The sequence below is a fragment of the Geodermatophilus amargosae genome, from assembly GCF_041028265.1.
GTDB classification, from domain to species: Bacteria; Actinomycetota; Actinomycetes; order Mycobacteriales; family Geodermatophilaceae; genus Geodermatophilus; species Geodermatophilus amargosae_A.
In genome coordinates this window covers 432,758-457,948 of sequence record NZ_JABGCW010000003.1, presented here as the reverse complement: position 1 = coordinate 457,948, position 25,191 = coordinate 432,758, and the positions used below count along the sequence as shown (strand labels likewise).

The window sequence follows — 25,191 nt, the reverse complement described above, 5'->3', positions numbered from 1 at the left end:
ATGCTAGCAGTGTGCAAGCAGAATGTGCTCACGCAGAGAGACGGAGGCCCGGGCAGGAGGTGCGCAGGTGCTCGCTGTGGTGGCGCATCCACACGACGGTCTCGAACGCACGCAGGTCGCCCGTCGTCACGAGTCCGGCCTCCATGCGGGCCGCGGCCACGACGTCGCCCAGCACCCCGCCGTCCGCGCTGAAGGCGGGGAACGCCCAGCCCCACGGGTCGTCCGCCCATCCCAGCGCGCACAGCACGACCGGGTCGGGCACCGGCACCAGCAGCGGCCGCTTGCGGGCGAGCAGCGTCCCCGCCGTCCGCAGGTCCATCCCGGCCGGCTCCTCGAGCAGGTACCGCGCCACGTCGAGGACCGGGAGCAGGTCGACGGCCAGGGGTGAGGTGACCGGCACGTCGGCGGGGACGTGCCGCAGCAGGTCGGCGACGTCGAGCCCGAGGTCGCCCTCCAGCAGGTCGAGTGCGACGCCGCCCGGTACCGGGACGCCGACCAGCGTCAGCGCGACCACATCGGCGGCGGTCACCCGGACCGGGTCGGGATCGCCGAGGAACTCGAAGCGCCGTCGCGGGTGGACGGGCGAGTCGGAGCGGCGCAGGTCGGCCACGGCGCGCGGGTCGTCGACGAGACGGAGCAGGTCCTCGAGCACGGCGACACCGTGCCGCAGGGGTCCGACGACTCAGGCCGGCAGCAGCGCCTCGAGGCCCTGCTCGGAGCCGGCGGCCAGCGCCCGGCCGACGGCGACCGCGTGCGTCATCCGCAGCGATCCGGACAGCCACAGCAGGACGTCGTGCAGCCGCAGCCGGGTGAGCCGGCGGCCCAGCAGCGTCGCCGTCGCCGTCTCGAGCACGGCGAACGCCCCGGCGTTGGCGACCAGCTCGCGGTGGACGACGGCCTCGGGCCCGCTGTCGCCCTCGCGGAGGTGGCCCCACAGCTGGCGCAGCGTGACGCCGTCGAGCAGCGGGACCAGCGCCGGGTGCCGGTGGTGCAGCGCGGCGACGACGTGCCGCGCGCCGGTGCCCTCGGCCAGCGAGCGGAGGGCCGCGCCCACGGTGCCGGGTTCGGCGAGGACGGAGAACTCGTCGTCGGGGAGCTCCCAGAACGCCCGGCCGGCGGCGCGGTCGAGGAGCGGCTGCAGCTGCGGCCAGGCGGCGGTCAGGCGCGCGCGGACGGCCGACCACGCCGCCGGGTCGAGCCGGCCGTGCAGGCCCTCGGCGAGCAGGACGTCGCGGTCGGTGGGGCCGTCGGCGGCCTCGGCCGGCTGGCCGTCGAACCGGTCCATCGCGTAGGCGAGCACCTGCACCCACCGGCCCTGCGGGGAGCTGGGGGAGCGGAAGAACAGCGGCCGGCGCCCGCGCGCGTACCCGAGGACGGCGGCCAGCGCGGTGGCCATCGGGATCGGGTCGGGCCCCGCGCTCGGGAGCACGAGGGCAGCGACGTCCGGTCCCCCCACCACGGATCCCATTGAACTCCGCCACCGCTCATTCCCGGGGGCGCCGGCGGTCGTACTCCCATGACGACCGACCTGGGACGGGCGGCGGCCACCACCGCGAGGGTGGTCGCCGGGATCCGCGACGAGCAGCTGTCCGACCCCACCCCGTGCGAGGGCACCCCGGTGGCGGGCCTCCTCGCCCACCTGGCCGGGCTGGCGTACGCCTTCCGCATGGCGGGTGAGAAGACGCCGGTCGACGGCCAGGCGTCCGCCGACCCCGGGATGCTGCCCCCCGACTGGCGCACCCGGATCCCCGCGGAGCTCGACGCGCTGGCCGCCGCGTGGCGCGACCCGGCGGCGCACGAGGGCATGACCGCGGCCGGCGGGGTCGAGATGCCGGGGGACGTGACCGCCGTCGTCGCGCTCGACGAGGTGGTCGTGCACGGCTGGGACCTCGCCGCCGCCACCGGCCAGCCCTACGACGTCGACCCCGCCGACGCCGACGCCTGCCGCGCATTCGCCGACTCCTTCGGCGACGACCGCCCGCCGGACCTCTACGGCCCCCGCGTGCCGGTCCCCGACGACGCCCCGGCGCTGGACCGGCTGCTCGGCGCCACCGGCCGCGACCCCGGGTGGAAGCCGCCGACCTGAGCGACGAGGCTCGCGGGCATGCGACCGCTGAACGAGCAGATCGTCCTGATCACCGGTGCCACCGACGGCCTCGGCCGCGCACTGGCCCTCGACCTCGCCGGTCGCGGCATGACCGTGCTCGCCCACGGGCGGGACGAGGAGCGGCTGCAGGCGCTGCTCGCCGATCTCGGGCCGGGCGCGCGGTCGTACCGGGCCGACCTGTCGTCCCTGGCGGAGGTCCGCGCGATGGCCGAGGCCGTGGAGGCCGACGTCGACCGGCTCGACGTGCTGGTCAGCAACGCCGGCATCGGCCGCGACGTGCCGGGCGGGCCGGGGCGGCAGGAGAGCGCCGACGGCCTCGAGCTGCGGTTCGCCGTCAACTACCTGGCCGGCTACCTGCTCACCCGCGAGCTGCTGCCGCTGCTCAGGGCGGCGGGCGAGGCGCGGATCGTCAACGTCTCCTCGGCCGCGCAGATGCCGATCGACTTCGACGACGTCCAGCTCACGAAGGGCTACAGCGGCACGCGCGCGTACAGCCAGAGCAAGCTCGCGCAGATCCTGTCGACCGTGGACCTCGCCGAGGAGCTGCAGGGCACCGGCGTCACGGTGAACGCGCTGCACCCGGCCACGTTCATGCCGACGAAGATCGTCGCGAACCCGACGTCGACCATCGAGGAGGGCGTCGAGGCGACGGCGCGGCTCGTCGTCGACCCGGAGCTGGCCGGCGTGACCGGGCGCTACTTCGACGGCGTCCGCGAGACCCGTGCCCACGAGCAGGCCTACGACCCTCTCGCGCGCGAGAGGCTGCGGAGGCTGTCCGACGAGCTGGTCGGGTGACGGCGCCGCCGCCACCCGACCGCCGTCGTCAGGCCTGGCCCGCCTTCTCCTTCTCGTAGCGCTCGGTCATCGTGGCCACGGCGGCCATCTGCGCGGCGGCGTAGTCCTCGCGCTTGCCCATCGCGTACTCCTTGGCGCCGAGCGTCGCCTGCGCGTGGCTGGTCTCCCCGCCCTGGAAGTGCGGCATGACGTGCTGGGCGATGAGCTCCCACGACCGCTTCGTGGCCTGCGGGTTGGCCCACTCGTGGCCGAGCAGCAGCATCGCGCCGAAGCCGCCGGACTGGTCCCACAGCCGCTGCACCTGGGCGCGGGCGTCCTCGACGGTGCCGATCGCGCCGATGCCGGCCTCGTTGATGAAGTCGATCATCTCCGTCGCGTCACCGCCCTCGACCGCCATCTGCGGGAACGCCGCCGTCTTCTGGAAGTAGCGGAACCACGTCTCGATGCCGTGCTGGACGTCGGCGTAGGCCTGCTCCTTGGTCTCGGCGACGTGCATGAGTCCGACCAGCCGCCAGTCGCGCCGCGACACCGTCTGGCCGAAGTGCGCCGCCCGCTCCTCGACGACGTTCCAGTGGTGGGCGAGCGCGTCGAAGCCGTCCTTGCTGAGGGTCGCGCCGATCGAGAGCAACCCGATGCCGTGCGTGCCGGCCATGCGCGGCCCGGTGGGAGAGGCGACGGCGGCGACGGCGACCTCGAAGCGCGGCTGCGTGTAGGGCCGCAGGTGCAGCCGGGCGTCGACCAGTTCGTGCGTGCGGGTCTTCTGCGTGACCGTCTCGCCGCGCAGCAGCCGCATGATGATGTCGAGGTCGACCTCGAGCAGCTCGCGCGTGTCGGTCGGGTCGAGCCCCAGCATCATCGAGTCGGTGGGCAGCGAGCCGGGGCCACAGCCGAGCATCGCGCGCCCGCGGGTGAGGTGGTCGAGCAGCACCATGCGCTCGGCCACCCAGAGCGGGTTGTGGTAGCTGATCGACGTGACGCCGGTGCCCAGCTTGATGTGCTTCGTGCGCTCGGCGGCCGCGGCGATGAAGATCTCCGGTGAGGCGATGATCTCGGTGCCGGCCGAGTGGTGCTCGCCGATCCAGGCCTCGTCGTAGCCGAGTCGGTCGAGGTGCTCGACGAGCTCGAGGTCGCGCTGCAGCGCGAGCGTCGGGTTCTCGCCGGCGGGGTGGAAGGGTGCCAGGAAGGTGCCGAAGCGCAGTCGGTCCATGAGGGCCTCCTCGGGAGTGGGGAAGGCGCCATCGTGGCCCAGGTCACACTCCGCTGGCCATGGTCAGCCGACGACGAAGGCGGTGGAGGACGCCGCCTCGCTGCTGATGCACGAGCCGATGACGGTGAGCCGCTCGCCGGCCAGCGCCACTCGGCCGAAGGTGGCCTGCCCCTCGCACAGCCGCGCGTCGGCGAGCTGCTGGCCGCCGGCCAGGTCGAGCGTGATCACGCCGGAGGTGACCTCGAAACCGGCCACCGGCAGGTAGGCCACCCGCCCGTCGGGGGAGACGGCGAGGTCGGCCAGGGGGCGGTCGGTGCCGGGGACGGCGTGCGAGGCCCGCACCTCGCCGTCCCGCACGGTCACCACGCGGTACGGGTCGCCCGATCCCGCGGTGAGCGTGGCGACGGCGGTGCCGTCGTCGGCGAGGCGCAGCGCGGAGGGGATGCTGGCCGGCTGGTCGGGGGCGAGCTCGACCGTCCCGGCCTGCCGCAGGTCCTCGTCCCACGTGCCCAGGACGGCGACGTCGGCCAGGTCGGGGGCGCGGGCGTCGCTCATGAGTGCGACCGGCCCGTCGCGACCCGCCTCGAGCGCCGCCACGGTGAGCCCCTCGTCGAGGTCCGTCTCGGCCGTGGTCTCCCCGGTCCGCGGGTCGAGGCCGACCAGCCGGCCGGGGGTGGCGGCGTAGAGACGGCGGCCGTCGGGGGAGAGGGCGGCGTCGACGAGCTCCTTGAGCACGACCTCGGTGACCGTGGGATCGCCCCCCGGCGGGACGGTGGTGATCCGGTCGGGGCCGACCACGAGCGCGGTGCCGTCCTCGGCGACGAGCAGCTGCGTGCCGACGCCGTCGATCCGCCGGACCTCACCGAGCCCGTCGCCGGTGAGTGGCGCCAGGTAGCCGATCCCGGGCTCGGCGGTGTCGCCGAGGAGGACCAGCGCGCCGTCGTCGGCGGGCTCGAGGCCGAGGACGTCCACGCCACCGGGCGCGACGGCGTCGAGGTCGACGGTGGTCTGCAGCTCGCTGAACTCCCGGGGCGGCGGGGGCTCCTCGTCCCCACCGGTACACCCCGTGGCCATGAGCGCGACAAAGGCGACGACGACGGCGGCGCGGCGGGCGGGCATGCGGGCTCCGGGGGTCGGTGCGGCGAGTGTGGAGCCGGGGCGCGCGGGGCGGCAACCGCGCGCCGTGGTCTGATGCCCGGGATGGTCCCCGGGCCCGCGGGCCCCAGATCCGGAGGTGCGCTCGTGGCTGACGCCGAGGTCCTGCTCGAGGTCGACGGCGGCGTGGCGGTGGTGACGCTCAACGCGCCCGACCGCCGCAACGCGCTGACGCCGGCGATGGCGTCGGAGCTGATCGGCGTCTTCGACGAGGTCGACGCCCGGCCCGAGGTCGGCGCGCTGGTGCTGCGGGCGGTGGGCAGGTCGTTCTGCGCCGGCGGGGACGTCGCGACGCTGACCAACGCCGGCAAGGACCCGGCCGCGCCGGAGAACTACGACGGCATGGGCCGGATCTACGACTCCTTCTACCGGCTGGGCCAGGTCGAGGTGCCGACCATCGCCGCCGTCCGCGGTTCGGCCGTCGGCGCCGGGATGAACATGCTGCTGGCGGCCGACCTGCGGATCGTCGCCGACGACGCCCGGCTGCTGGCCGGCTTCCTCAAGCGCGGCCTGCACCCGGGCGGCGGGCACTTCGTCATCCTGTCCCGGCTGATCGGCCGCGAGGCCGCCGCGGCGATGGCGCTGTTCGGCGAGGAGATCAACGGGACCCGCGCGGTCGAGCTCGGCCTGGCGTGGGAGTCGGTCGGCGAGGCCGCCGTCGAGGACCGCGCGCTGGAGCTCGCGCGCCGCGTGGCCGCCGATCCGGAGCTGGCCCGGGTGGCCGTGGGCAACTTCCGCAGGGAGGTCGTCAACGGCGCGGTGAGCTGGGAGGTCGCCACCCAGTTCGAGCGCCCCGCGCAGATGTGGTCGATGCGGCGCTCCGCCCAGGGCTGAGGACGCCGGGCGCCTCGGCGGTGGACCGGGGCGCCGGCCGCGTCACGCCTGCCCGCAGGCGCGGTGACCGCCCGCCTCCTCCACGACGGACATCTGCTCCACGCGGATCTCGTCGCTGCGGCTGAGCCGGACGTCGACGGTGTAGGACCGGTCGTCGCGGTCGCCGTGCGGGGCGGACGTCCCCGATGGCGACGCTCAGGCCGTCGGGAAGCGGTCCGGTGACGGCGGCGGCCTCGTCGTGACCGCGGCTCCAGCGCGCGAACGTCCCGTGGTCGGCCTGGACGCCGGAGCACAGCAGCTCCCAGGAGACGCGCCAGTCGTGGCGCTGGTTCGCGGCGACGAGGTCGCGGCGTCGCGGTGCGCCTCCCGCGGCAGGCGGCGTCACGAGGACGGCGTCGCGGTCCTCGGGGAGCCAGCCGTACCGCACCGTCACCGGGGACCGTCCGTCGATCGCGCGACCTGGCCGAGGAAGTACTGCGCCTCGAGGAGCGGCTCGACCCGCCCGCCGGCCGCGAGGTGCAGGCTCCAGGCCTGGTCCAGCTCGACGCCGAGGACCTCGTGGAAGGCGCGGAGCCAGTCGGTGTCGTCCCCGGTCTCGACCGGCTCGCCGGGACGGCACAGCGCCATCGCCAGGAGCACGTCGTTGGACCCGAGGGAGGCGGCCACCTCGTCGTGGACTCCGAGCAGCCCGCTGACCAGTCGCAGGTCGGGTCGGGCGGGGACGTCGTCGATCGGCACGAGGGCGGGGGACTGCCGGCCGTCCGGACCGATCCAGGCCAGCCAGAGACTGCGGGTGTCGAAGACCAGGGGCTGCAGCAGGCTCGCCCAGCGGCGGGTGAGCGCGCGCGGCGAGCGGACGGGGACGTCGGCGAGAACGGGTGTGGTCATGCGGCACACCGTGGCAGCGCCGGACGACCCACCCGGGAGTTGTCCACAGGCCGGTCAGCCGATGACGAAGGCGGTGGTCGACGGTCCGTCGGCGTCGATGCACGAGCCGACGACGGTCAGGGTGCCGCCGTCGGCGGAGGACGCGAGCGCACCGAACGCACCCGCGCCGCCGCACAGCCCGACGGTCCCGGTGCGCTCGCCGGTCACGAGGTCGACCGCCGTCAGCTCGGCCGGGTGGTAGGAGGCGGACAGCACCACGTAGGCCATGCCACCGATGACGGCGAGGTCGAGGGCGGTGTCGTCGGTGCCGCTCAGGTCGACGGCGGTCTGCACCCGGCCGTCGACCACGGTGACCAGCCGCCCGTCCTCCTGTGCCTCTCCGACGTATGCCGTGGCGACGACGGTGCCGTCGGAGGTCACCCGCAGGCCGGTCGGCCTGCCGCCCTCGGCGACCAGCTCGACCGGGTCACCGTCGAGGCGCAGGTCGGGGGTGAGGCGGATCAGGTCGACGCCGCCTCCGGAACGGGTGACGAGTGCGGCGAGGTCGCCGTCCGGCATCGACGCGAGGTGCGTGACCGGACCGGGCGCGACGGCGGTGGCCCGGACCTGCCCGGTGCCGGCGTCGACGGCGGCCAGCCGGGGGCCGCGGGCCAGGGAGAGGACGTCGCCGTCGAGGAGGACGGCGTCCGGCGGCCCGTCGAGGGGGAGCGGGAGGACCGCTCCGCCGACCCGAGTGAGTGCGGTGCCGACGACGAGGGGCGTGCCGTCGTCGGCGATGACCAGCTCGCTGCCCGGGTCGACGGCGGGGACGGCGGTGGGGGCGCCGCCCGCGAGCGGGACGAGCCAGCCCTGCGCGGCAACGGCCGCGCCGACCAGGGCCACGGGCAGGCCGTCGGCACTGGGCGCGAGGTCGTACAGGACGACGTCCGTGCCCAGGGCGGCGTCGAGGTCCACGGCGTCCACGACCGAGTCGAGCAGGGGAGGGGCGTCGTCCCCGCCGGTGCAGGCGGTCGAGAGCAGCACGGCGAGTGCTGTCGCGGCGGTGCGGGACATCTCGTCTCCCGGGCGGGGAGGCGAGGGTCCCGCCGGGGCGGCTCCCCGGGCAAGCGCCCGCTCAGCCGAGGGACGTCGTCCGCTCGGCGGGCCGGGCGGACTCGATGAACGCCCGGACGACCGGGTAGACCTCGGCCTCCCAGCGAGAGCCGCTGAAGACGCCGTAGTGGCCCACCCCGTCCTGCAGGTGGTGCCGCCTGCGCTCCTCCGGGATCCCGGTGCACAGACGGTGGGCCGCCTCGGTCTGGCCGGGGGAGCAGATGTCGTCCTGCGCGCCCTCCACCGTGAGCAGCGCGGTGTTCCGGATGGCGCCGGGGTCGACGCGCTCGCCCCGCCACGTGAGCCGCCCGGTGGGGAGCTGGTGCTCCTGGAAGATGCGGCCGACCGTCTCCAGGTAGAACTCGGCGGGGACGTCCATCACCGCGCCGTACTCGTCGTAGAAGGCCTGGGTGGCCGCGGCCGCGGCCGTGTTGCCGGCCACCAGGTCGCGGTACATCCGCGCGTGCGCGCCCAGGTGTCTCTTCGGGTTCATCGACATGAAGGCGGTCAGCTGCACGACGCCGGGGTAGACCCGCCGTCCCGCGCCCGCGTACCGGCCCGGCACGGTGTCGATGAGCCGGCGCTCGAACCAGGACAGCGGCTTGGTGGCGGCCGCGGTGTTGACCCGGTTGGGGTTGATGCGGGTGTCGATGGGGCCGGCCATGAGGGTGAGGCTGGCCGGCTCGGTGGGGTCGCCCTCGGCGGCGAGCAGCGCCACGGCGGCCAGCACGGGGACGGCGGGCTGGCAGACGGCCACGACGTGGGTGCCGGAGCCGAGGTGACGCAGTGCGTCCATGACGTGGGCGATGTACTCGTCCAGCCCGAAGCGCCCGCGGTCCACGGGAACGTCCCGCGCGTTGTGCCAGTCCATGACGTACACGTCGTGGTCGGACAGGAGCGTGCGGATCGTCGGCCGGATGAGCGTCGTGAAGTGGCCGGACATCGGGCCGACGACGAGCACGCGGGGCTGGCCGGGAACCGACGGCTTGGCGAAGTGCAGCAGGGTGCCGAACGGCGTCGTCAGCGCCGGGCGCTCGACGACGTCGACGTCGCGGCCGCCGACCCGCACGGTCCCGATGCCGTACGCCGGCCGGTCGTGGGTGGGACGCGCCTTGGCGAGGATGTCGCAGGCCGCCCGGACGTGCCGCACGGCCGGGGTGCGAGCCAGCGGGGCGGGCAGGGCGTGCAGGGCACGGGCGGCCAGCCCGGACGCCGCGACCACGGGCGCCCCCGCTCGACGGTTGATCTCGTAGGCGGTGTAGAGCATCGGCCTGCCCGTCCAGAGTCGGAGTGGTGACCTGCGTCACTCAACAGCAACGTAACCGCAACCCGGGACGGCGGCGCGGCGACTCACCTCGGTGGGCGCGGGCGGAGCTCGAGGGCTGCCATCAGCTCGGCGACGACCTCGGCGGCCGGCCGGACGTCGGTCACCGCGCCGACGCCGGCTCCCGCGTACATGGCCATCGCGTCGAGGTGACCCTCGGCGCCGGCCACGGGCGGGAGGCCGGACGCGCGCGGCACGGGGACCCGCGCGCCGCCCATGGGGACCGTCCCGACGACGTCGTCGTCCAGTTCGGCGAGCCGCTCCACCGCGGCGCGCAGGACCCGGGCCCGCGGGCTGGTGGCGCAGAGGGGGCAGTCGGCGAACGCGTCGGTGATCATGGTGCTGTCCCCGACGGCGTCGACGACCGCCTGCCTGTACGCCGGGGAGGCGCCGGACTCCATGGTGGCGAGGAAGCGCGTGCCGATCCGGGCACCCGCCGCGCCGGCCGCCATGACCTCGGCAAAGGAGCCTCGATCGCTGATGCCGCCGGCCGCGAGGACGGGGACGTCGACCGCGTCGAGCACCTCGCGCAGCAGGGGGAGGAGCGGCTCGAAGCCGCGGACGTGGCCACCGGCCTCGACCCCCTGGACCGTGACGACGTCGCAGCCGGCGTCCACCGCGGCGCGCGCCTCCGTGACCGACCCGACCTGCCAGTTGACCAGCGCCCCGGACCGGTGGGCGACGTCCACGAGCCGCGGCGAGGGGTCGAACCAGAAGAAGTCGACCAGCCGCACCCGCTCGGCGACGTCGGCGACCAGCTGCTCGTCGACCTCCGGGGTGACGACGTTGGCGGACAGCACGCCGGAGGTACGCCGTCGCATCCCGTCGAGGCGCCGCAGCAGCACCTCCGGCGGGAGGCCGAGCGCGCTGAGCGTGCCGACGCCGCCGGCTTCGGCGACCGCCACGGCCAGGTTGGGTGAGGAGACCGCTCCCATCGGGGCCTGCTGGATGGGGACGGAACAGCCGACCAGTCGGGTGAAGGGCGTCTCCACGGCCCGTCTCCTCTCGATGTGGTCAGACCTGCGTGTCGTAGCCGGGCAGCCACCGGCGGATCTCGCCGTCGACCGCGACGGTGGCGCCCAGCGAGCAGAGGACGCCGGTCATCCCGACGGCCACGCGCTGGAGCAGCAGGTGGCGCGGCGGGATGGTCAGCCGGCGCTGGGTGCGGGCGGGAGCGCTGAACGGGTCGGAGGCGAGCCGGGTCTGCTCCTGGATCCAGGCCCGGTTGAACCCGAAGGTGGGGCTGCGCAGCGGCTGCAGGTAGGGGTCGAGCAGCGTCATCAGGGCGTCCGGGGTCACTGCCTTCGGCTGCAGGAGTCCCGCGGAGGCGGCGATGCGGTGCAGGGCCCCGGCGTCGCGGTCCCTGCCGGCGGCGAGCAGCGGGCCGAGCTTTCCCGGCCAGCCGGACGGCAGGGCCTCGGTGGCCCCGAAGTCGACGACGCCGAGCCGGCCGTCGGCCAGCAGCCGGAAGTTGCCGGGGTGCGGATCGCCGTGCAGCCGGCGGGCGCGCACGGGCGCGGAGGCGAACAGTCGCACGAGCAGCAGGCCGGCGCGGTCGCGGTCGTCCTGGCTGCCGTCGGTGATGACGCGGGACAGCGGCGTGCCGTCGATCCACCGGCTCACCAGCACGTTCTCCTCGACGGCGAACACGTCGGGGACGGCGATGTCGGGGTCGTCGCGGTAGGCATCGGCGAAGGCCATCTGGGTGTCGGCCTCGAGGACGTAGTCGACCTCCTCGACCAGCCGCGCGCGCAGCTCCGCGAAGAGCTGCCGGGCGTCGAGGCCGGGCATGGCCGTCTGCACGACCGGCGCCACCGTCTGCATCATCCCGAGGTCCGCGACGAGCGCCTCGCCGGCGCCCGGGTACTGGATCTTCACGGCCACCGGCGTGCCGTCGGACCAGGTGGCGCGGTGCACCTGGCCGACGCTGGCCGCCGCGACCGGCCGGTCGTCGAAGTCGCGGAGGATCTGCCGCCAGCCGGCCGGGAACGCCCGGTCGAGCTGCTGGTGCACCATCGCGGTCGGCATGGCCGGCGCCGCGTCCTGCAGCCGGACGAGCGCCTCGCGGTAGGGGCCGGCCAGCTGCTCGGGCAGTGCGGCCTCCATCGCCGACATCGCCTGCCCGACCTTCATGGCGCCGCCCTTGAGCTGGCCGAGTGTGGCGAACAGCTGCTCGGCGGTGCGCTGCTGCACCTGCGCGGCGACCGCCTCGGCGGGACGGCCGCCGATGCGCCTGCCGATCCCGACGGCGGTGCGGCCGGCGAACGCCGCGGGCAGCGCGGCGAGCCGGGCGGTGCGGGCGAGGCGGCTGCTCGTCGGACGGCCGGGCTCGGGCTGGTCCACCGTCGGACGCTAGCGCCGTCCGGCTGCGCCGCGGCGCCGGTCGTGCGCGGCTCATCCCGGCAGGTGCACGAGCTCCAGCTGGACGTTGTCCGGATCCCGGAACACCAGGACCGAGTACGGCATAGGGTCGGTCGTGTCCGTCACGCCGGCGTGCTCCACGCCCTGCTCGTCGAGCCACGAAGCCCAGGCATCGAGGTCCTCCCGGGAGGACACCGCCCATGCGACGTGGTCCAGGCCCGTCGCCGTCTCACTGGCCGGCGTCCCTGGGTTGGCGACGTGGCGGTGGATCCCGATCGCCCACCCCTGGGCCGGTTCGAGGAGGAGGACGGCGTGCCCGGACTCCTCCGAGCCGTGGTGCGGGAACGTCATCGGGAGTGGCTGGAGCCTCAGCACGCGCTGGTACCACGCCACGCTCGCGTCGAGGTCCGTCGCCGTGATCGCGAGGTGGTGGAAACCCATGATGGCCGGTCGGGCCTGAGCGGGACCGGTCACGTCACCCTCCTGACCACCTGCACCCACCGGTTCCGGCTGCCAGGCCTGCTGGCAGGTGAGGCCCGGAGCGTGGCGCCGACGACGTCCGCGGCGACAGAGGCGGACGGCCCGGGGGGTCGAGCAGGCGACGTCCTGACGCCGCGGCGTCACGCGCGTGCACCACTGGGTGAGCACGCGCAGGTCGGGGGACGGCGCGCGGGCCGTCGGGGTTGGACGGCCGTGCCGCGTCCCGACAGGCTCCGAGCGGGAGCCGCGGCGACGCGACGCCCGCCAGCCGGGGACCGGGTGCGGTCCCGCCGGTCGGAGCGGAAGGGGCCGTCGTGGCCGTCTACCAGTACCGGTGCACCGAGCACGGCGTGCTGGAGGTCGCCCGCCCGATCGGCACCGCGGCCGACTCCGAACCCTGCCCCGACTGCGCGGCCCCTGCGCCCCGGATCTTCACCGCTCCAGGCCTGGCGCTCGGGTCGGCCCGCAACCGTGCGCTGATCGACCGCACCGAGCGCAGCGCCGACCAGCCCGCGGTGGTCTCCGCCCCGCCGTCCCACCGCCCGCCGGTACGGCCCGCGAACCCGGCGCTCGCCCGCCTGCCCCGCCCCTGACCCGTCCCCGCCTGGAGGTCCGCCGTGCCCGAGGTCGTCTTCCCGCTCGACTCCAGCAGGTCGTTCACCGACCAGGAGCTGGTCGGCCACAACCGCTGGCACCCCGACATCCCGCCGGCGGTCACCGTGCGCCCGGGCGACGTCTTCCGGGTGCACTGCCGTGAGTGGTTCGACGGTGCCATCCACGACGACGACTCGGCAGACGACGTGCGCGACGCGCCGCTGTCCCGAGTGCATGCACTGTCCGGGCCGATCGCGGTGGAGGGAGCCGAGCCCGGCGACCTGCTGCTGGTCGACATCCTCGACCTGGGCCCGATCCCGCAGGAGGACTCCGGCCCGCTGGCCGGCCAGGGCTGGGGCTACACCGGCATCTTCGCGAGGACCAACGGCGGCGGGTTCCTCACCGATCAGTTCCCCGACGCGTACAAGGCGATCTGGGACTTCCGCGGGCAGACGGCGACGTCGCGGCACGTGCCGGGGGTGTCCTACACCGGGATCACCCATCCCGGGCTGATGGGCACCGCGCCGTCGGCGGACCTGCTGGCGCGCTGGAACCGGCGGGAGGGCGCGCTGATCGCCACCGACCCCGACCGCAACCCGCCGCTGGCCCTGCCGCCGCTCCCGGACGACGCGATCCTGGGGTCGCTGTCGGGCGAGGCCTTCGACCGGGTTGCGGCGGAGGCCGCCCGGACCGCGCCGCCGCGGGAGAACGGCGGTAACCAGGACATCAAGAACTTCACGCGCGGCAGCCGGGTGTTCTACCCGGTGTTCGTGCCGGGGGCGAACCTGTCGGTGGGCGACCTGCACTTCTCCCAGGGCGACGGCGAGATCACCTTCTGCGGCGCCATCGAGATGGGCGGCTTCATCGACCTCCACATCGACCTGCTCAAGGGCGGCATGCAGACCTACGGGGTGGCGGAGAACGCGATCTTCCTGCCCGGCAACGTCGAGCCCCGCTACGACCGGTGGCTGGCCTTCTCGGGTACCTCGGTGACGCTGGACGACGAGCAGCACTACCTGGACTCCGACCTGGCCTACCAGCGCGCCTGCCTGCACGCGATCGACTACCTGACGAAGTTCGGCTACAGCCCCGAGCAGGCGTACCTGCTGCTGGGCTCCGCGCCGATCGAGGGCCGGCTGTCCGGCGTCGTCGACATCCCCAACTCCTGCGCGACCGTCTACATCCCGACCGGGATCTTCGACTTCGACGTCGAGCCGTCGGCCTCGGGGCCGACGCGGATCGACCCGGGGATGGGTGCGCCCAGGTCGTCCGCCTGAGCGGGTCCGCGCGCGACGCCGTGCCGCTCCGTGTCCCGGAAGTGACGCAGGGCAGCTAGCGTCGCCGCGCGTGAGCGCCGTGGTCGAAACGCCCCTCCTGCCGAGTCCGCGGGAGGGTCGCCGAGCCGGCTCGGTTGGCCGCGGTCGGCAGCTACCGGCTGGGCGGGCACGCGGGCATCGCCGACCTCGACGCCGTCGTCGCCTACATGGCGCGGACGGTGGAGGCGCCGATCGCGATGATCAACCTGGTCGGTCCGGATCTGCAGTGCTACCCGGCCGAGCACGGTGCCGGGGCGCCGTACTCGCACGTGCCCGACGAGCTGTCGTTCTGCGCCTACGTGGTGGCGCTGCGCGAGCCGCTGCAGGTGGCCGACGCGCTCGACCACCCGGTGTTCCGCGACAACCCGGCGGTGGCGGCCGGCGCGATCCGGTCCTACCTCGGGGTGCCGCTGGTCGACGAGGACGGCTTCGTCCTCGGCTCGCTCGGCGTCTTCGACGACGAGCCGCGCGCGTTCTCGCAGGCGGAGCAGGCGCTGCTGGAGAACCAGGTCCGGCTGGTGCGCAGCGTGCTGTCGCTGCGGCGGCAGGTGGCCGCGCACTGCTGGGACAAGGGGCTGCTGGCGGCGCAGGGGAAGACGCTGGAGGCGGTGGCGGCCGGGCTGCCGCTGGAGTCGGTGCTCGAGACGCTGACCTCCTCGACGGCGGGGCTGGCCGTGGACGCGGATGGTGGCCAGTCGGCGCGGCTGCGGGAGACGGTCGACCGGCTGACCGCGGTGGCGACCAAGGCCGACGGGTGGAAGCAGGCGCTGCTGCGGTCGGCGCGGCAGGACCCACTGACCGGGCTGGCCAACCGCAGCCACCTGCTCGACACCGGCCGCGCGGCGCTGGCGGTCGGGGGAGCGGTGCTGTTCGTGGACGTCGACCGGTTCAAGGAGGTCAACGACCGCGGCGGGCACGCGGTGGGGGACCAGCTGCTGGTCCGGCTCGCCGACCGGCTGCGCCGGCACGTGGAGCGGGAACTGCCGGGGGCGGTGGTCGGCCGGCTGGGCGGGGACGAGTTCGTGGCGGTGCTGCCGGGGGTGTCCGCTGCTGTTGCCGAGGCGATCGGGCACGGGCTCGCCGCGGTGCTGGTGGACGAGGTGGAGGTGGGACGGCGGACGGTGCGGGTGTCGGCTTCTATCGGGCTGGCGATGGCGTCCGCGGGGACGACGCTGGACGAGGTGCTCTCGCTGGCGGACCGGGCGATGTACGGCGCCAAGGAGCGCGGCCGCGGCGTCCTGCATGTGGTCGAGGCCGACGACCTGCCGGCGGAGCGCCGTGCCGTTGCACGGGCAACAACGCCGCGACGCTGACCAGCGCCGGCAAGGACCCCGCCGCGCCTGACGCCTACGAGGGCATGGGCCGCATCTACGATTCCTTCTACCGGCTCGGCCAGGTGAAGGTCCCGACGATCGCGGCGGTGCGCGGGTCCGCCGTCGGCGCGGGGATGAACATGCTGCTGGCGGCCGACCTGCGGATCGTCGCGAACAACGCCCGGCTGCTGGCCGGCTTCCTCAAGCGCGGCCTGCACCCCGGGGGTGGGCACTTCGTCATCCTGTCGCGGTTGATCAGCCGGGAGGCCGCCGCGGCGATGGCGCTGTTCGGCGAGGAGATCGACGGGACCAAGGCCGTGGAGCTCGGGCTGGCGTGGGAGTCGGTGGACGACGCCGCCGTCGAGGACCGGGCCCCTCGAGTTGGCCGGTCGCGTGGCCGCCGACCCCGAGCTGGTGCGGGCGGCGGTGGGCAACCTCCGAAAGGAGGTCGTCAACGGCGCGGTCGGCTGGGAGGTCGCGATGCAGTCCGAGCGCCCCGCTCAGATGTGGTCGATGCGTCGCTCGGCGGGAAACACATAGAAGTCTTCCTCTGAGCCGCTCGGGTGTCGGCAAAGCGTTGATGTAAGTCGGAACGCCCTTCCCGTACGTCAGGAGATGAATTAGCTTGGGCGGAGCGCGCACCGCGCCTAGCGGTGCTCGGGCCATCCCCATTGGAAGGCGTGCCAACTTTCCGCTAGATTCGCGCCAATCTAGTCGAGCCCAGAAGGTGGAGCCCCTTGCGTCTGACGCCGACCATCGCCGAGGTTGAGCTTCTTGTCAACCGTGTCCGGGACGGCAGAATTGATTTGCAGCCGGACTTTCAGAGGGGGAGCGTTTGGTCCACTCGCAAGAAGCAGCGGCTGATTGACACCATCCTTCGCTCTTGGCACATACCACCTCTCCACTTCATCCGTGAGCACGACGGGCGGCAATCTGTACTGGATGGCCAGCAGAGGTTAACCGCTATCGTTGAGTTCTGCGATGACGTCTTCTCCATCGACGGCCGTATCGATCCCCCGATCCCGGAAGTGAAGAACCTTCACGGCTACCACTTTTCCGACCTGTCGGACGAAGTGCGTCGTGGCATCCTGTCATTCCCCATTCAGGTCGTCGATCTGTCAGACTACTTGCCCGAGGAGCCATTCGAGCTTTTCTTTCGCCTAAACGAGCCTGTCTCCCTTACGAATGCGGAAAAAGGAACGCGTTCTTCGGGCCGGCGCGTGAAGAGGTTCGCGAACTCGTCGACCTCGCTGAACAGATCGGATGGCGCCGCGAAACGGTTGGATTCACAAATTCGCGGATGGCATACGACGACGCGATCGCGAGACTTTGCCTGACGCTTGAAATAGGTTCCTTAAGGGAGCAGCTGTCGGGCGCCGCCGTTACGCGGAAATATCGTTCCGGGGCCCCCTTTGATCGTGTGGCACTGATCCGGGCTCGCGAAGCTCTAGAGGATCTTTCGCGACTGCCCAGCTTTCAGGCCGGTGCGCTTCGATTCAACCGGGCCACGCTCTTCTCGTGGCTGATCTTCGGTGTCAGGCTAAGAAGGGCCACGCGCGGGAAGCTTGACCCAGAGACCTTCGATAGCTTCGCGCTGCTGTTCGCCGCAATGCTGGAGAAGCGCAGAGAAGCACGACGCACAGGCGGTCCGCTCGCCGAGGAGTCTTGGCCGACTGGTTCTCTTCTCGATGTCTACGACGACAGGGCAACTGCACGAGTCCTCGACGTCACATCGGTCCTCCTGCGTGACGCGGTGATTGCCGTTCTTTTTGACCGAGCAGTGGGTTGGCCTGGCGGGTCTATCGAAGAGTATTCACTTGCTCGCGCTGGTCGCAGCGACGGACGCATCGGCCAAGGGGTACTCTACGACATAATCGACATTCCTGAATGGGGCGACCTCAGTTGAGAAATGCTGAAGTCGTAGGCCACTGGAAGCGGCTCTTCGAGAAGGCGCGGCCACAAAGGCTTGACTCGTTTTCTGTGCAGCGCGGTTCGTTCCCAGCTAACGTTGAGATATCGCACCTCAGTCCGCTGACAATCCTGTGCGGCAACAACGGAACTGGAAAATCAAGCCTGCTGGCGCTCATGGCCGCTACCCTTTGGGGCTCTAGGGATCACCTGCCTGCACACCTCCATGAAGGTACGGCGATCCTCCGCACGGCCACCCCCAAAGAGGCCGCCCAGCTGTCGATTGACTTGGCGGATGGGTTGGTCGCTGGCGGACCGCCGTCCTTCACTGAAACGATCATGGTTGATGCGTCTAGTGACGCACGAGCCAGCCGCCAGGCGCTGTCGTTCGAAGAAAACCTCGCCGAGTATGTAGAGCAATTCGGAGCCCGTGAGTTTCCGAGCGGCCAGCTCGAACTGATTCGCTATGTGACACGTAAGGACTACAGGCGAGTCGCGGTCTATGAGCTTGAGAGGCGCTCTGAGAACCCGGAGGAGGCCGTGTCGGAGGAAGCCTTGAGCGAAACCACTCCCTACTTCGTTATAGAGACTCCAGACGGCGTCGCGTACGACTCGCTGTCAATGGGGCTCGGCGAGCTCGCCGCCCTCACGCTCTTGTGGCGCCTGTTTCAAGCGCCACCGGGTTCTCTTCTGCTGATTGAGGAGCCGGAAGCCCATGTGTCGCCTGCGAGTCAAGCTGCCCTGCTGAATGTCATCGCCAGGGTTGCATCTGAACGCTCGCTTACGTCTATTGTAAGCACTCACTCGGTGGAGATGTTGCAGAAGGTCCCTGTTAGTGCAGTAAGGGTCCTAGAGGTCATGGGCATTGATGTAAACGTTCGCGCACCTCGCAACTTGGAAGAGGCCAGGGTCCTCCTCGGCCTGCCGGCCCGCCCAGCGGCGCTGGTGATTGTCGAGGACCGGTTAGCCCAGGTCGTGCTTCATGAGCTCTTGAGCTTGAGTGGGGAGCTCGCGGGGCTGGGAGTGCAAATCTCGTGGGCGGGCAGCGTAGAGAACGTCAAGCGAGCCGTGGATTCCTGCAACAGTCTATCGCCCAGACAGCCAGCCGTTGGAGTTTTGGATGGCGATCAGCGCAATTTGGGCGGCACGAGGCTCTGCCTTCCGGGTGATACCAGTCCGGAAGAGGAGCTGATGGCAGCCCTTGCCAGTAAGCCGCGACTTGCCAGTCGAACGCTGGGGCGGGCGGACTCAGAGATCCGGACTGCGCTGTCCTCTGTGGCTGGTCAGGACCCCCACGAAGCCTGGCATGAGCTGGTCCAACGCTTGGCATTGAACTCTGAGTCACTGGCGCGACTCTCAGTGAGGGTATGGTTAACGACTCCTGGCGTGCGCGGGGCATTGCGAACTCTGATTGCAGGTATTCGCAGAGAGATTGGGTGACTTCACCTAGACTCGTGGAGTCACTGGCCTTGGCTGATGACTGCGCGAAGTCACTAGGCTGGCTGGGCATATTTTCGACGTGCAGCCCTCCAAGTCTCCGCGCTGACGATCCTCTGAACGGCGTCGGCGAACGTGTCGTTCTCCAGCAGGGCCTTCAATAGCTTGGTCGAGCTCTCCTGGTTCTGGAACAGCGCGCCGGCGATGTCGTCCTTCTTGATCGTCAGTGAGAACTGCTCCTCGGTGTTGTCCGCAGCCCGCTGCTGGACGTTCTCGTCGTCCGATAGGTGACTGGGGACGCCCACATAGATGAGGAGGCTCTCGGCCTGGCTGAGGTCGATCCCGTGGGCGGCGTTGAAGGTCTGGATTAGCTCGGAGAGCTTGACCATGAGCGCCTCCTCAACGGTGCCGCCGCGGCCCTCGCCGGTGAAGCTCTCGATCTCGCCGGTGCTCTCGCCGGGAGTGTTGCTGCCGCTGGTCTCGATGCCGGCCTGGTGGCCGACGAACGCCAGCGCGGTGTCGCCGAGGTCGATGGCCCCTGACTCGCTGGGTGCCTCCTTGAGCTTGGCGAGCAGCAGCTTGCCGTAAAGGTAGAGGCCTTCTAGTTCCTCGTCGGTGAACTTCATGATCTGGCCCAGGAACGCGTAGGCGCGGACGAAGGCCTTGAGCGCGTCGCGCAGGTCGGCGAGCTCGTGGTCGGGCAGGTTGCCAGCGCGGAGGACGGCGGGGTCGACATTGGCGGTCACGGTGGCGTGGGTGGCCTCGTGGCCGAGGAGGAAGGCGGTCACCGCTGCCTGCTGCTCGCCCTTTTCGATGACGTGGTGGTTCTCGATCCGCGTCTGCAGGTTGTAGAGCAGGTTGGGGTCGGTCTCCTCGGTCCAGCTGGACTCGTAGAACGGCGCGAACTGCTCGCGCATCTCCTCGGCGGTGTTGCGGAAATCGAGGACAAAGGTGTCCTCCTTGCCTGGGTGGATGCGGTTGAGCCGGGAGAGCGTCTGCACCGCCTTGACGCCTTCGAGCTTCTTGTCCACGTACATCGTGTGCAGCAGCGGCTCGTCGAAGCCGGTCTGGTACTTCTCGGCGACGATGAGCAGCTGCCCCTCGTCGTGGAAGCGCTGCTTGGTTTGGGTCTCGGGGAAGCCGTTGAGGCTGCTCTCGGTGACCGGGTCGCCGGTGAGGTCAGGATCGGTGACGCCGCCGGAGAAGGCGACCATGGCGCGGATACCGGTGAGCTGCTTCTTCGCCAGGTAGCGCTCGACGGCAGCGAGGTACCGGACGGCGTGCAGCCGGCTGCCAGTCACCACCATCGCCTTGGCCTGTCCGCCGATCTTGCCGGCGGTGACCGTGCGGAAGTGCTCGACGATGATCTCGGCCCGCTGGTCGAGGTTGGAGGGGTGCAGGTCGACGAAGCGGGCGAGCGCGACCGCGGCCTTGCCCTTCTCCACCTCGGGGTCGTCACTGGTCAGGCCGTTGGCCAGCCGGTAGTAGCGCTTGTAGGTCACGTAGTTGGCCAGAACGTCGAGGATGAAGCCCTCCTCGATCGCCTGCCGCATCGAGTACAGGTGAAACGGCTCGTAGACCGTCGTACCGGCCTCGTCGTGCGGGATGCCGAACAGCTGCAGGGTCTTGCCCTTGGGCGTGGCGGTGAAGGCGAAGAACGACAGGTTGGCGCTGCGACCGCGGGACTTGGCGGACTCGGTGAGCGAGCTGACGGCGTCGGCCAGGAGGTCCTGGTCGTCGGGGGTCTCGGGGTCGGGGGTCAGCGGGTCGCTGGCTCCGAGCACCTTCTTCAGCTTCTGCGCGGCATCCCCGGTCTGCGATGAATGGGCCTCGTCGACGATTACCGCCACCCGCTTGCCGACGACGGCGGCGTCCTGGGCGATCACTGGGAACTTCTGCAGCGTGGTGATGATGATCTTCGTCTTGGTGTCGGTGAGGGCCGCTTTGAGCTGCTGGGAGTCCTCGTCGATGCGCTGCAGCAGTCCCTGGACGTGCTCGAAACCGGAGATCGTGGCCTGCAGCTGCTGGTCGAGGACGCGGCGGTCGGTGATGACGACGACCTTGTCGAACACCAGCTCGTCGGTGTCGATCCCGGCGTCGGGAGCAAGCTGCGCCGGGTCGCCGGGGGAGTGCAGGTCGGCCAAACGGTGCGCCAACCAGGCGATCGAGTTGGACTTGCCCGAGCCGGCGGAGTGCTGCAGCAGGTAGCTCCGCCCGGAGCCGTGGACGGCGGCGTGCGAGGTGAGCCGCTCGACGACGTCCCACTGGTGGTAGCGCGGGAACAGGACCTTGCGGCCGCCCTGCTTGGGCACGTCCTCCTGGACGTAGCGGTGCAGGAGGTCCAGCCAGGTGTCGCGCGCCCAGACCTGTTCCCACAGGTAGGCAGTGCGGTGGCCGTTCGGGTTGACCGGGTTGCCTTTGCCGCCTTTGCGGCCAGGGCCGTCCGATCCCTGGTTGAACGGCAGAAATACCGTCTTCGACCCGTCGAGCTTCGTGGTCATGAAGACGACGTCCGGGTCGACGGCGAAGTGCGCGAGCGCGCGGCGGGCGAAGATCCGGTCGGTCGGGTTGCGCTGCTTCGGGTCCCGGTACTGCGCCTTCGCGTGCTCGACCGTCTGGCCGGTGAAGTGGTTCTTCAGCTCGGCGGTCGCGACCGGGATGCCGTTGACGGCGAGCATCAGGTCGAGCGACTGGTGCGTGCTGGTCTCGCTGTGGTGCAGCTGCCGGTAGACCAGTAGTCGGTTCTTCGCGTAGTTCTCGACCAGCTCCGGGTTGAGGCCGTGGGTGGGGCGGAAAAAGGCGAGCTGGATGCGCTGGCCGCGTTCTTTGACGCCGCGACGGAGCACTTGGACGACGCCCTGCGCATCGATCTCGTCGGCGATCCGCTTGACCACCTTGGCGACGACGGCCGACCCGTGCTGCTCGGTGAGCTTCGCCCAGACCTTCGGCTGCGTCTCCTGCACGAAGTCGATCAACTGGACCGGGTCGAGGCCGAGCGGCACGTCATAGTCGGTGGGGGAGCCGTGCCGCCATCCGTGCGCGAGCAGGTGCACCTCAATCGCGGCCTCGAAGTCAGACTCGGTGTGCCCCGCCATCACGCCACCGCCCGCGCCGTCGTTATGTCGAGATGTCCGGAAATCGCTGCGGTGACCAAAGCCTGCTTCCTCTCGTCGAGCAAGCTCTGCAGCTGAGCAATTTTCACGCCGAGCGGGCGCAGTGCCCTGATCATTTCGCCAATGTGCGACTGCTGTTCGACTGACACGACCGGTATGGGAGTCTGCGAAAAGGAACTCCAGTTGCGGAAATCCACGGCACGCTCTCTGGAGCTGCCGCCGTAGAGGCTGAGATAGCCATTGACAGCCATCAGTCGAAGAAGCCGACCGTAGAAGTCCGCATCACCGTCACGCACCTGGCAAACGTGATACGCGGGACTGCAGACTCCGTCGCTTTCAGATGTCCCGATTGCTCCCGCGAAACCGTCGAGGCCATGGATAACGAGATCGCCTGCTTCGACACCTTGGGCTTGCGACTGCTGGCTGGACGCCTCTGTGTACCCGTCGGCGCGACGCTCAGATCGGGCTATGACTTGACCATTGCGGAACGCGGTTACTGCATCCCCGTCGGACCAAGTGGCTGGCCTTACCATTTTGATTAGCTGGCGTCTCATCTGCGTATGAGAACTCTGCTTCATTGAGCTGTCGGGGTTCGGTCGGAGAAAGCTCCAGATGAGTGCGTCGATCCGCTCATTGTGGAGATCTGACAGCCAAGTGTAGGCCCTTTCGGCACGATCGAGTCTTCCTACCTGATCGTCGAGGAACTCTGCCAGTCGGCGCTGTTCCTCAATAGAAGGGAGCGCAATCTTAACCTGTCGCAGCATCTCATTCGTTATGTGAGTCATTGCTGAGCCATGCATCATTCCGCGGAAGGTTGGAAGAAGTGACTCGATGGCCCAGCGGAGCCAAACCTTGTCGACCCCAGGGTCCGGGTGGACGTTGAAGAGGTGCTGATTTAGGGCAGCCGGACCGCGGTCCCATAAGCGGGTCGCCAGGGTTCCTGACCAAGAGAAGATGAGATCGCCGTTGTTCACACGGTGACGTTCCTCGACGGGGCCGTCAAAGAAATCCACGGCCGCTTCAGGATCAACAAGCTGCCTGATGCGAACAATCGGGAGTCCCGACTCGGACCTCTCTTCGCTACGGAATCCGCGGCCATTGACGAATGTGGCTAGGTGGGCAAGCGAGCGAGCGGCCGTCATCGCTTCAGTCCCGTGAGCACATGCCTAATCTGCGCCTCCACGGCTTCGAGGTCGGCGTCGATCTGGGCCAGCGGGCGCGGGGGGACATACTTGTAGAAGTACCGGGTGAACGGGATTTCGTATCCGATCTTGGTGCTGGTGTGGTCGACCCAGGCATCAGGTAGGTGGGGGCGCACCTCGCGCTCGATGTAGGCGTCGACGTCCTCAGTGAGCGGCACGTTCTCGTTGTCCCGGAGATCGGGGTCGGGCAGCGGGTCGCCCTTCCTGTCGGTGACCACCGGTGCGTCCGGGTCGGCGACCGCGGCGGCCGAGAGCATCGCCTTCTTGATCGCCGACGGGAGGCCGATCTGCTTGCGTGCAGTGCACGCGTTGAGCAGCAGCTTCACGAATGCCGCCTCGGTATCCTCTGTCGTTCCCAGGAGATCAGCGAGCGCGCCCAGCAGTGCGTCGTGGGTCCGCCGCGCGTCGTCGTCCCCGGCAGCTAGAGCGACCACCGGCTTGGCCGAGCGAACGGCCTCGATGGTGTCCTCGGTGACCGTCCATCGGCGGCGCAGTGGGCGCTCGATCGTGATCCGGCGGAAGCCGAACACGTCGTCGTTGAAAACCTTTACCCGCTCGTCGGCGTCTGCGAGTTCCGGGGCATCCGAGTAGAGCCGGGTGATCTCCTCGATGTGCGCGTCGTCGAGGTACTTGCGCTTGTCGCCGAGCGACTTGCGCATCTTCGACCACTCGCTGCGGGCGTCGATCAGCGCAACCTTGCCCTTGCGCTCGGGGCGCTTGCGGTTGGTGACGATCCAGACGTAGGTGCTGATCCCGGTGTTGTAGAAGAGCTGGTCGGGCAGCGCGACGATGCCCTCCAGCCAGTCGTTCTCGATGATCCAGCGCCGAATGTTGCTCTCTCCCGACTCTGCGGCCCCGGCGAAGAGCGGGCTTCCGGAGAAGACGATCGCCACACGGCTGCCGCCGTCCTCGACGGGCTTCATCCGGGCGATCATCTGCAGCAGAAACAGCAGGGAGCCGTCGGAGACGCGGGGGAGTCCAGCGCTGAACCGACCGCCAGGCTGCTTCGACTCGGCCACGATCGTGTCCTTCGACTTGTTCCAGTCGACGCCGAACGGCGGGTTGGCCAGCAAGTAGTCGAACCGCTTGTCCGCGTGTCCGTCGGCAGTGAGCGTGTTGCCCAGCACGATCCGCTCGGGGTCCTGACCCTGGATGAGTAGGTCCGACCGCGCGATGGCCCACGTCTCGGGGTTGAGCTCCTGGCCGAACATCTCCAGCCGTGCCTTCGGGTTGAGCCGGGTCAGGTACTGGTCGGCGATGTTGAGCATCCCGCCCGTGCCGCAGGCCGGGTCGTAGATCGAGCGCACCGGAGCCGTGCCGGTGAGAACGTCGGAGTCCTCGCCGAACAGCAGGTTGACGATCAGTCGGATGACCTCGCGTGGGGTGAAGTGCTCGCCCGCCGTCTCGTTGGAGAGCTCGGAGAACCTGCGCAGCAGCTCCTCGAAGATGTAGCCCATGGCATGGTTGGGCACGACCTCCGGGCGCAGGTCCAAATCGGCGAACTTGCCCAGCACGAGGTACAGCAGGCCGGCGTCGTCGAGGCGGGTGATCTGCTCGTCGAACCGGTACTTCTCCAGTACCTGTGCGGCACCGGGGGAAAACGCCCCGATGTAGGCGCGCAACTGTTGGGCAAGGTTGTTGGGGGAGTCGAGCAGCTTGGTGAACGTCAGCGGGCTGACGTTGTAGAAGGGCACGCCAGCCGCCTGCTTGAGCAGCAGGTCGGGGTTGTCCGTCACGCCCTTGAGCTGCTCGGCCCGCGCCAGCACGGCCGGCTTCGTCTCCTCCAGGACCGCGTCCAGCCGGCGCAGCACCAGCAGCGGGAGGATCACCCCGCGGTACTCCGCCGGCTTGTAGTCACCGCGCAACAGGTCGGCGACCTGCCACACAAACTGGACCTTGCCCTCGAACCCGTCCACGCGCTCTACCCCGTCTCGTAACTGCCGCCGACTCTGCCTGTTCGTGGGTCGACACAGAAGGGTCTACCTGAACGCGTCCCTCGCCCGGGACACCGACTCGGTGATGGGACGGCTGTGGTGAGGACCGACGCAGCGCGAAGCGTCCTTGC

Annotated in this window: 23 protein-coding genes; 10 read left to right on the top strand and 13 right to left on the bottom strand. The window is 70.6% G+C overall.

All coding sequences use genetic code 11. The features are described 5' to 3' along the window. Positions 1-28: 28 nt before the first annotated feature. Together HLV61_RS05490 and HLV61_RS05485 are read right to left on the bottom strand one after the other, a co-directional pair. The gene (locus HLV61_RS05490) at positions 29-652 is read right to left on the bottom strand and encodes a DUF6308 family protein (protein ID WP_369253379.1); all 624 of its coding nucleotides are present in this window, start codon (positions 650-652) and stop codon (positions 29-31) included. Positions 653-682: 30 nt separating this feature from the next. Then, positions 683-1,459: a DUF6308 family protein gene (locus HLV61_RS05485; protein WP_369253378.1), complete on the bottom strand. Its 777-nt coding sequence runs from the start codon at positions 1,457-1,459 to the stop codon at positions 683-685. Between the two features lie 57 nt (positions 1,460-1,516). Between HLV61_RS05485 and HLV61_RS05480 the strand changes: the two genes are divergently transcribed. Next, entirely contained in the window at positions 1,517-2,086 is a 570-nt protein-coding gene (locus HLV61_RS05480) for a TIGR03086 family metal-binding protein (protein ID WP_369253377.1), read from the top strand. An 18-nt stretch (positions 2,087-2,104) separates the two neighbouring features. Next, complete coding sequence (locus HLV61_RS05475; protein ID WP_369253376.1) at positions 2,105-2,902, top strand: SDR family NAD(P)-dependent oxidoreductase; 798 nt, start codon at positions 2,105-2,107, stop codon at positions 2,900-2,902. 28 nt (positions 2,903-2,930) lie between these two features. Here the strand turns inward: HLV61_RS05475 and HLV61_RS05470 are convergent, their stop codons facing one another. Continuing rightward, a complete protein-coding gene (locus HLV61_RS05470; protein ID WP_369253375.1) occupies positions 2,931-4,109 on the bottom strand; it encodes an LLM class flavin-dependent oxidoreductase in 1,179 nt (392 codons plus the stop codon). Positions 4,110-4,172: 63 nt separating this feature from the next. Beyond that, positions 4,173-5,228: a hypothetical protein gene (locus HLV61_RS05465; RefSeq protein WP_369253374.1), complete on the bottom strand. Its 1,056-nt coding sequence runs from the start codon at positions 5,226-5,228 to the stop codon at positions 4,173-4,175. Between the two features lie 123 nt (positions 5,229-5,351). On the opposite strand from HLV61_RS05465, the gene HLV61_RS05460 reads away from it, so the two are divergent. Next, entirely contained in the window at positions 5,352-6,098 is a 747-nt protein-coding gene (locus HLV61_RS05460; RefSeq protein WP_369253373.1) for an enoyl-CoA hydratase/isomerase family protein, read from the top strand. Between the two features lie 429 nt (positions 6,099-6,527). Here the strand turns inward: HLV61_RS05460 and HLV61_RS05455 are convergent, their stop codons facing one another. The 6 genes from HLV61_RS05455 to HLV61_RS05430 form a co-directional block, all read right to left on the bottom strand. Continuing rightward, the gene (locus HLV61_RS05455; RefSeq protein WP_369253372.1) at positions 6,528-6,986 is read right to left on the bottom strand and encodes a hypothetical protein; all 459 of its coding nucleotides are present in this window, start codon (positions 6,984-6,986) and stop codon (positions 6,528-6,530) included. Positions 6,987-7,040: 54 nt separating this feature from the next. Continuing rightward, positions 7,041-8,039, bottom strand: a complete 999-nt coding sequence (locus tag HLV61_RS05450) for a hypothetical protein (protein WP_369253371.1) — start codon at positions 8,037-8,039, stop codon at positions 7,041-7,043. 61 nt (positions 8,040-8,100) lie between these two features. Continuing rightward, a complete protein-coding gene (locus tag HLV61_RS05445) occupies positions 8,101-9,345 on the bottom strand; it encodes a polyhydroxyalkanoate depolymerase (RefSeq protein WP_369253370.1) in 1,245 nt (414 codons plus the stop codon). 83 nt (positions 9,346-9,428) lie between these two features. Beyond that, the gene (locus HLV61_RS05440; RefSeq protein ID WP_369253369.1) at positions 9,429-10,394 is read right to left on the bottom strand and encodes an NAD(P)H-dependent flavin oxidoreductase; all 966 of its coding nucleotides are present in this window, start codon (positions 10,392-10,394) and stop codon (positions 9,429-9,431) included. A gap of 22 nt (positions 10,395-10,416) precedes the next feature. Beyond that, positions 10,417-11,745 carry an ABC1 kinase family protein gene (locus HLV61_RS05435; RefSeq protein WP_369253368.1) on the bottom strand — a complete coding sequence of 443 codons (1,329 nt, stop codon included), beginning with the start codon at positions 11,743-11,745 and terminating at the stop codon, positions 10,417-10,419. A 51-nt stretch (positions 11,746-11,796) separates the two neighbouring features. Continuing rightward, positions 11,797-12,237, bottom strand: a complete 441-nt coding sequence (locus tag HLV61_RS05430; protein WP_369253367.1) for a VOC family protein — start codon at positions 12,235-12,237, stop codon at positions 11,797-11,799. A 320-nt stretch (positions 12,238-12,557) separates the two neighbouring features. On the opposite strand from HLV61_RS05430, the gene HLV61_RS05425 reads away from it, so the two are divergent. From HLV61_RS05425 to HLV61_RS05395, 7 genes are all read left to right on the top strand, one after another. Then, positions 12,558-12,836 carry an FmdB family zinc ribbon protein gene (locus HLV61_RS05425; protein WP_369253366.1) on the top strand — a complete coding sequence of 93 codons (279 nt, stop codon included), beginning with the start codon at positions 12,558-12,560 and terminating at the stop codon, positions 12,834-12,836. 24 nt (positions 12,837-12,860) lie between these two features. Continuing rightward, positions 12,861-14,114, top strand: coding sequence for a formamidase (gene fmdA, locus HLV61_RS05420; RefSeq protein WP_369253365.1), 1,254 nt, complete (start codon positions 12,861-12,863; stop codon positions 14,112-14,114). A 134-nt stretch (positions 14,115-14,248) separates the two neighbouring features. Beyond that, positions 14,249-15,466 (top strand): GGDEF domain-containing protein, encoded by a 1,218-nt coding sequence (locus HLV61_RS05415; RefSeq protein WP_369253364.1) that lies wholly within the window; start codon positions 14,249-14,251, stop codon positions 15,464-15,466. Further along, positions 15,463-16,020, top strand: coding sequence for an enoyl-CoA hydratase-related protein (locus HLV61_RS05410; RefSeq protein ID WP_369253395.1), 558 nt, complete (start codon positions 15,463-15,465; stop codon positions 16,018-16,020). Before HLV61_RS05415 ends, HLV61_RS05410 begins: the two co-directional genes overlap by 4 nt. A 183-nt stretch (positions 16,021-16,203) precedes the next feature. Beyond that, a complete protein-coding gene (locus HLV61_RS05405; RefSeq protein ID WP_369253363.1) occupies positions 16,204-16,803 on the top strand; it encodes a DUF262 domain-containing protein in 600 nt (199 codons plus the stop codon). Then, complete coding sequence (locus tag HLV61_RS05400) at positions 16,767-17,372, top strand: hypothetical protein (RefSeq protein WP_369253362.1); 606 nt, start codon at positions 16,767-16,769, stop codon at positions 17,370-17,372. Before HLV61_RS05405 ends, HLV61_RS05400 begins: the two co-directional genes overlap by 37 nt. A gap of 74 nt (positions 17,373-17,446) precedes the next feature. Beyond that, positions 17,447-18,814: an ATP-dependent nuclease gene (locus HLV61_RS05395; protein ID WP_369253361.1), complete on the top strand. Its 1,368-nt coding sequence runs from the start codon at positions 17,447-17,449 to the stop codon at positions 18,812-18,814. A 53-nt stretch (positions 18,815-18,867) separates the two neighbouring features. On the opposite strand, the gene HLV61_RS05390 is transcribed toward HLV61_RS05395, so the two are convergent. From HLV61_RS05390 to HLV61_RS05380, 3 genes are read right to left on the bottom strand one after another with little or no spacing between them, the layout of a single operon-like run. Continuing rightward, positions 18,868-21,906, bottom strand: a complete 3,039-nt coding sequence (locus HLV61_RS05390) for a type I restriction endonuclease subunit R (RefSeq protein ID WP_369253360.1) — start codon at positions 21,904-21,906, stop codon at positions 18,868-18,870. After that, a complete protein-coding gene (locus HLV61_RS05385) occupies positions 21,906-23,066 on the bottom strand; it encodes a restriction endonuclease subunit S (RefSeq protein WP_369253359.1) in 1,161 nt (386 codons plus the stop codon). The genes HLV61_RS05390 and HLV61_RS05385 overlap by 1 nt, the downstream gene beginning before the upstream one ends. Then, positions 23,063-25,042 carry a type I restriction-modification system subunit M gene (locus tag HLV61_RS05380; RefSeq protein ID WP_369253358.1) on the bottom strand — a complete coding sequence of 660 codons (1,980 nt, stop codon included), beginning with the start codon at positions 25,040-25,042 and terminating at the stop codon, positions 23,063-23,065. Before HLV61_RS05380 ends, HLV61_RS05385 begins: the two co-directional genes overlap by 4 nt. Positions 25,043-25,191 lie beyond the last annotated feature (149 nt).

Bases quoted from the DNA above. Each gene is read 5' to 3' on its own strand.
- HLV61_RS05470 (WP_369253375.1), bottom strand. From the start codon at position 4,109: ATGGACCGACTGCGCTTCGGCACCTTCCTGGCACCCTTCCACCCCGCC.
- HLV61_RS05450 (WP_369253371.1), bottom strand. From the start codon at position 8,039: ATGTCCCGCACCGCCGCGACAGCACTCGCCGTGCTGCTCTCGACCGCC.
- HLV61_RS05445 (WP_369253370.1), bottom strand. From the start codon at position 9,345: ATGCTCTACACCGCCTACGAGATCAACCGTCGAGCGGGGGCGCCCGTG.
- HLV61_RS05390 (WP_369253360.1), bottom strand. From the start codon at position 21,906: ATGGCGGGGCACACCGAGTCTGACTTCGAGGCCGCGATTGAGGTGCAC.
- HLV61_RS05475 (WP_369253376.1), top strand. From the start codon at position 2,105: ATGCGACCGCTGAACGAGCAGATCGTCCTGATCACCGGTGCCACCGAC.
- HLV61_RS05465 (WP_369253374.1), bottom strand. From the start codon at position 5,228: ATGCCCGCCCGCCGCGCCGCCGTCGTCGTCGCCTTTGTCGCGCTCATG.
- HLV61_RS05400 (WP_369253362.1), top strand. From the start codon at position 16,767: ATGGCATACGACGACGCGATCGCGAGACTTTGCCTGACGCTTGAAATA.
- HLV61_RS05480 (WP_369253377.1), top strand. From the start codon at position 1,517: ATGACGACCGACCTGGGACGGGCGGCGGCCACCACCGCGAGGGTGGTC.
- HLV61_RS05385 (WP_369253359.1), bottom strand. From the start codon at position 23,066: ATGACGGCCGCTCGCTCGCTTGCCCACCTAGCCACATTCGTCAATGGC.
- HLV61_RS05455 (WP_369253372.1), bottom strand. From the start codon at position 6,986: ATGACCACACCCGTTCTCGCCGACGTCCCCGTCCGCTCGCCGCGCGCG.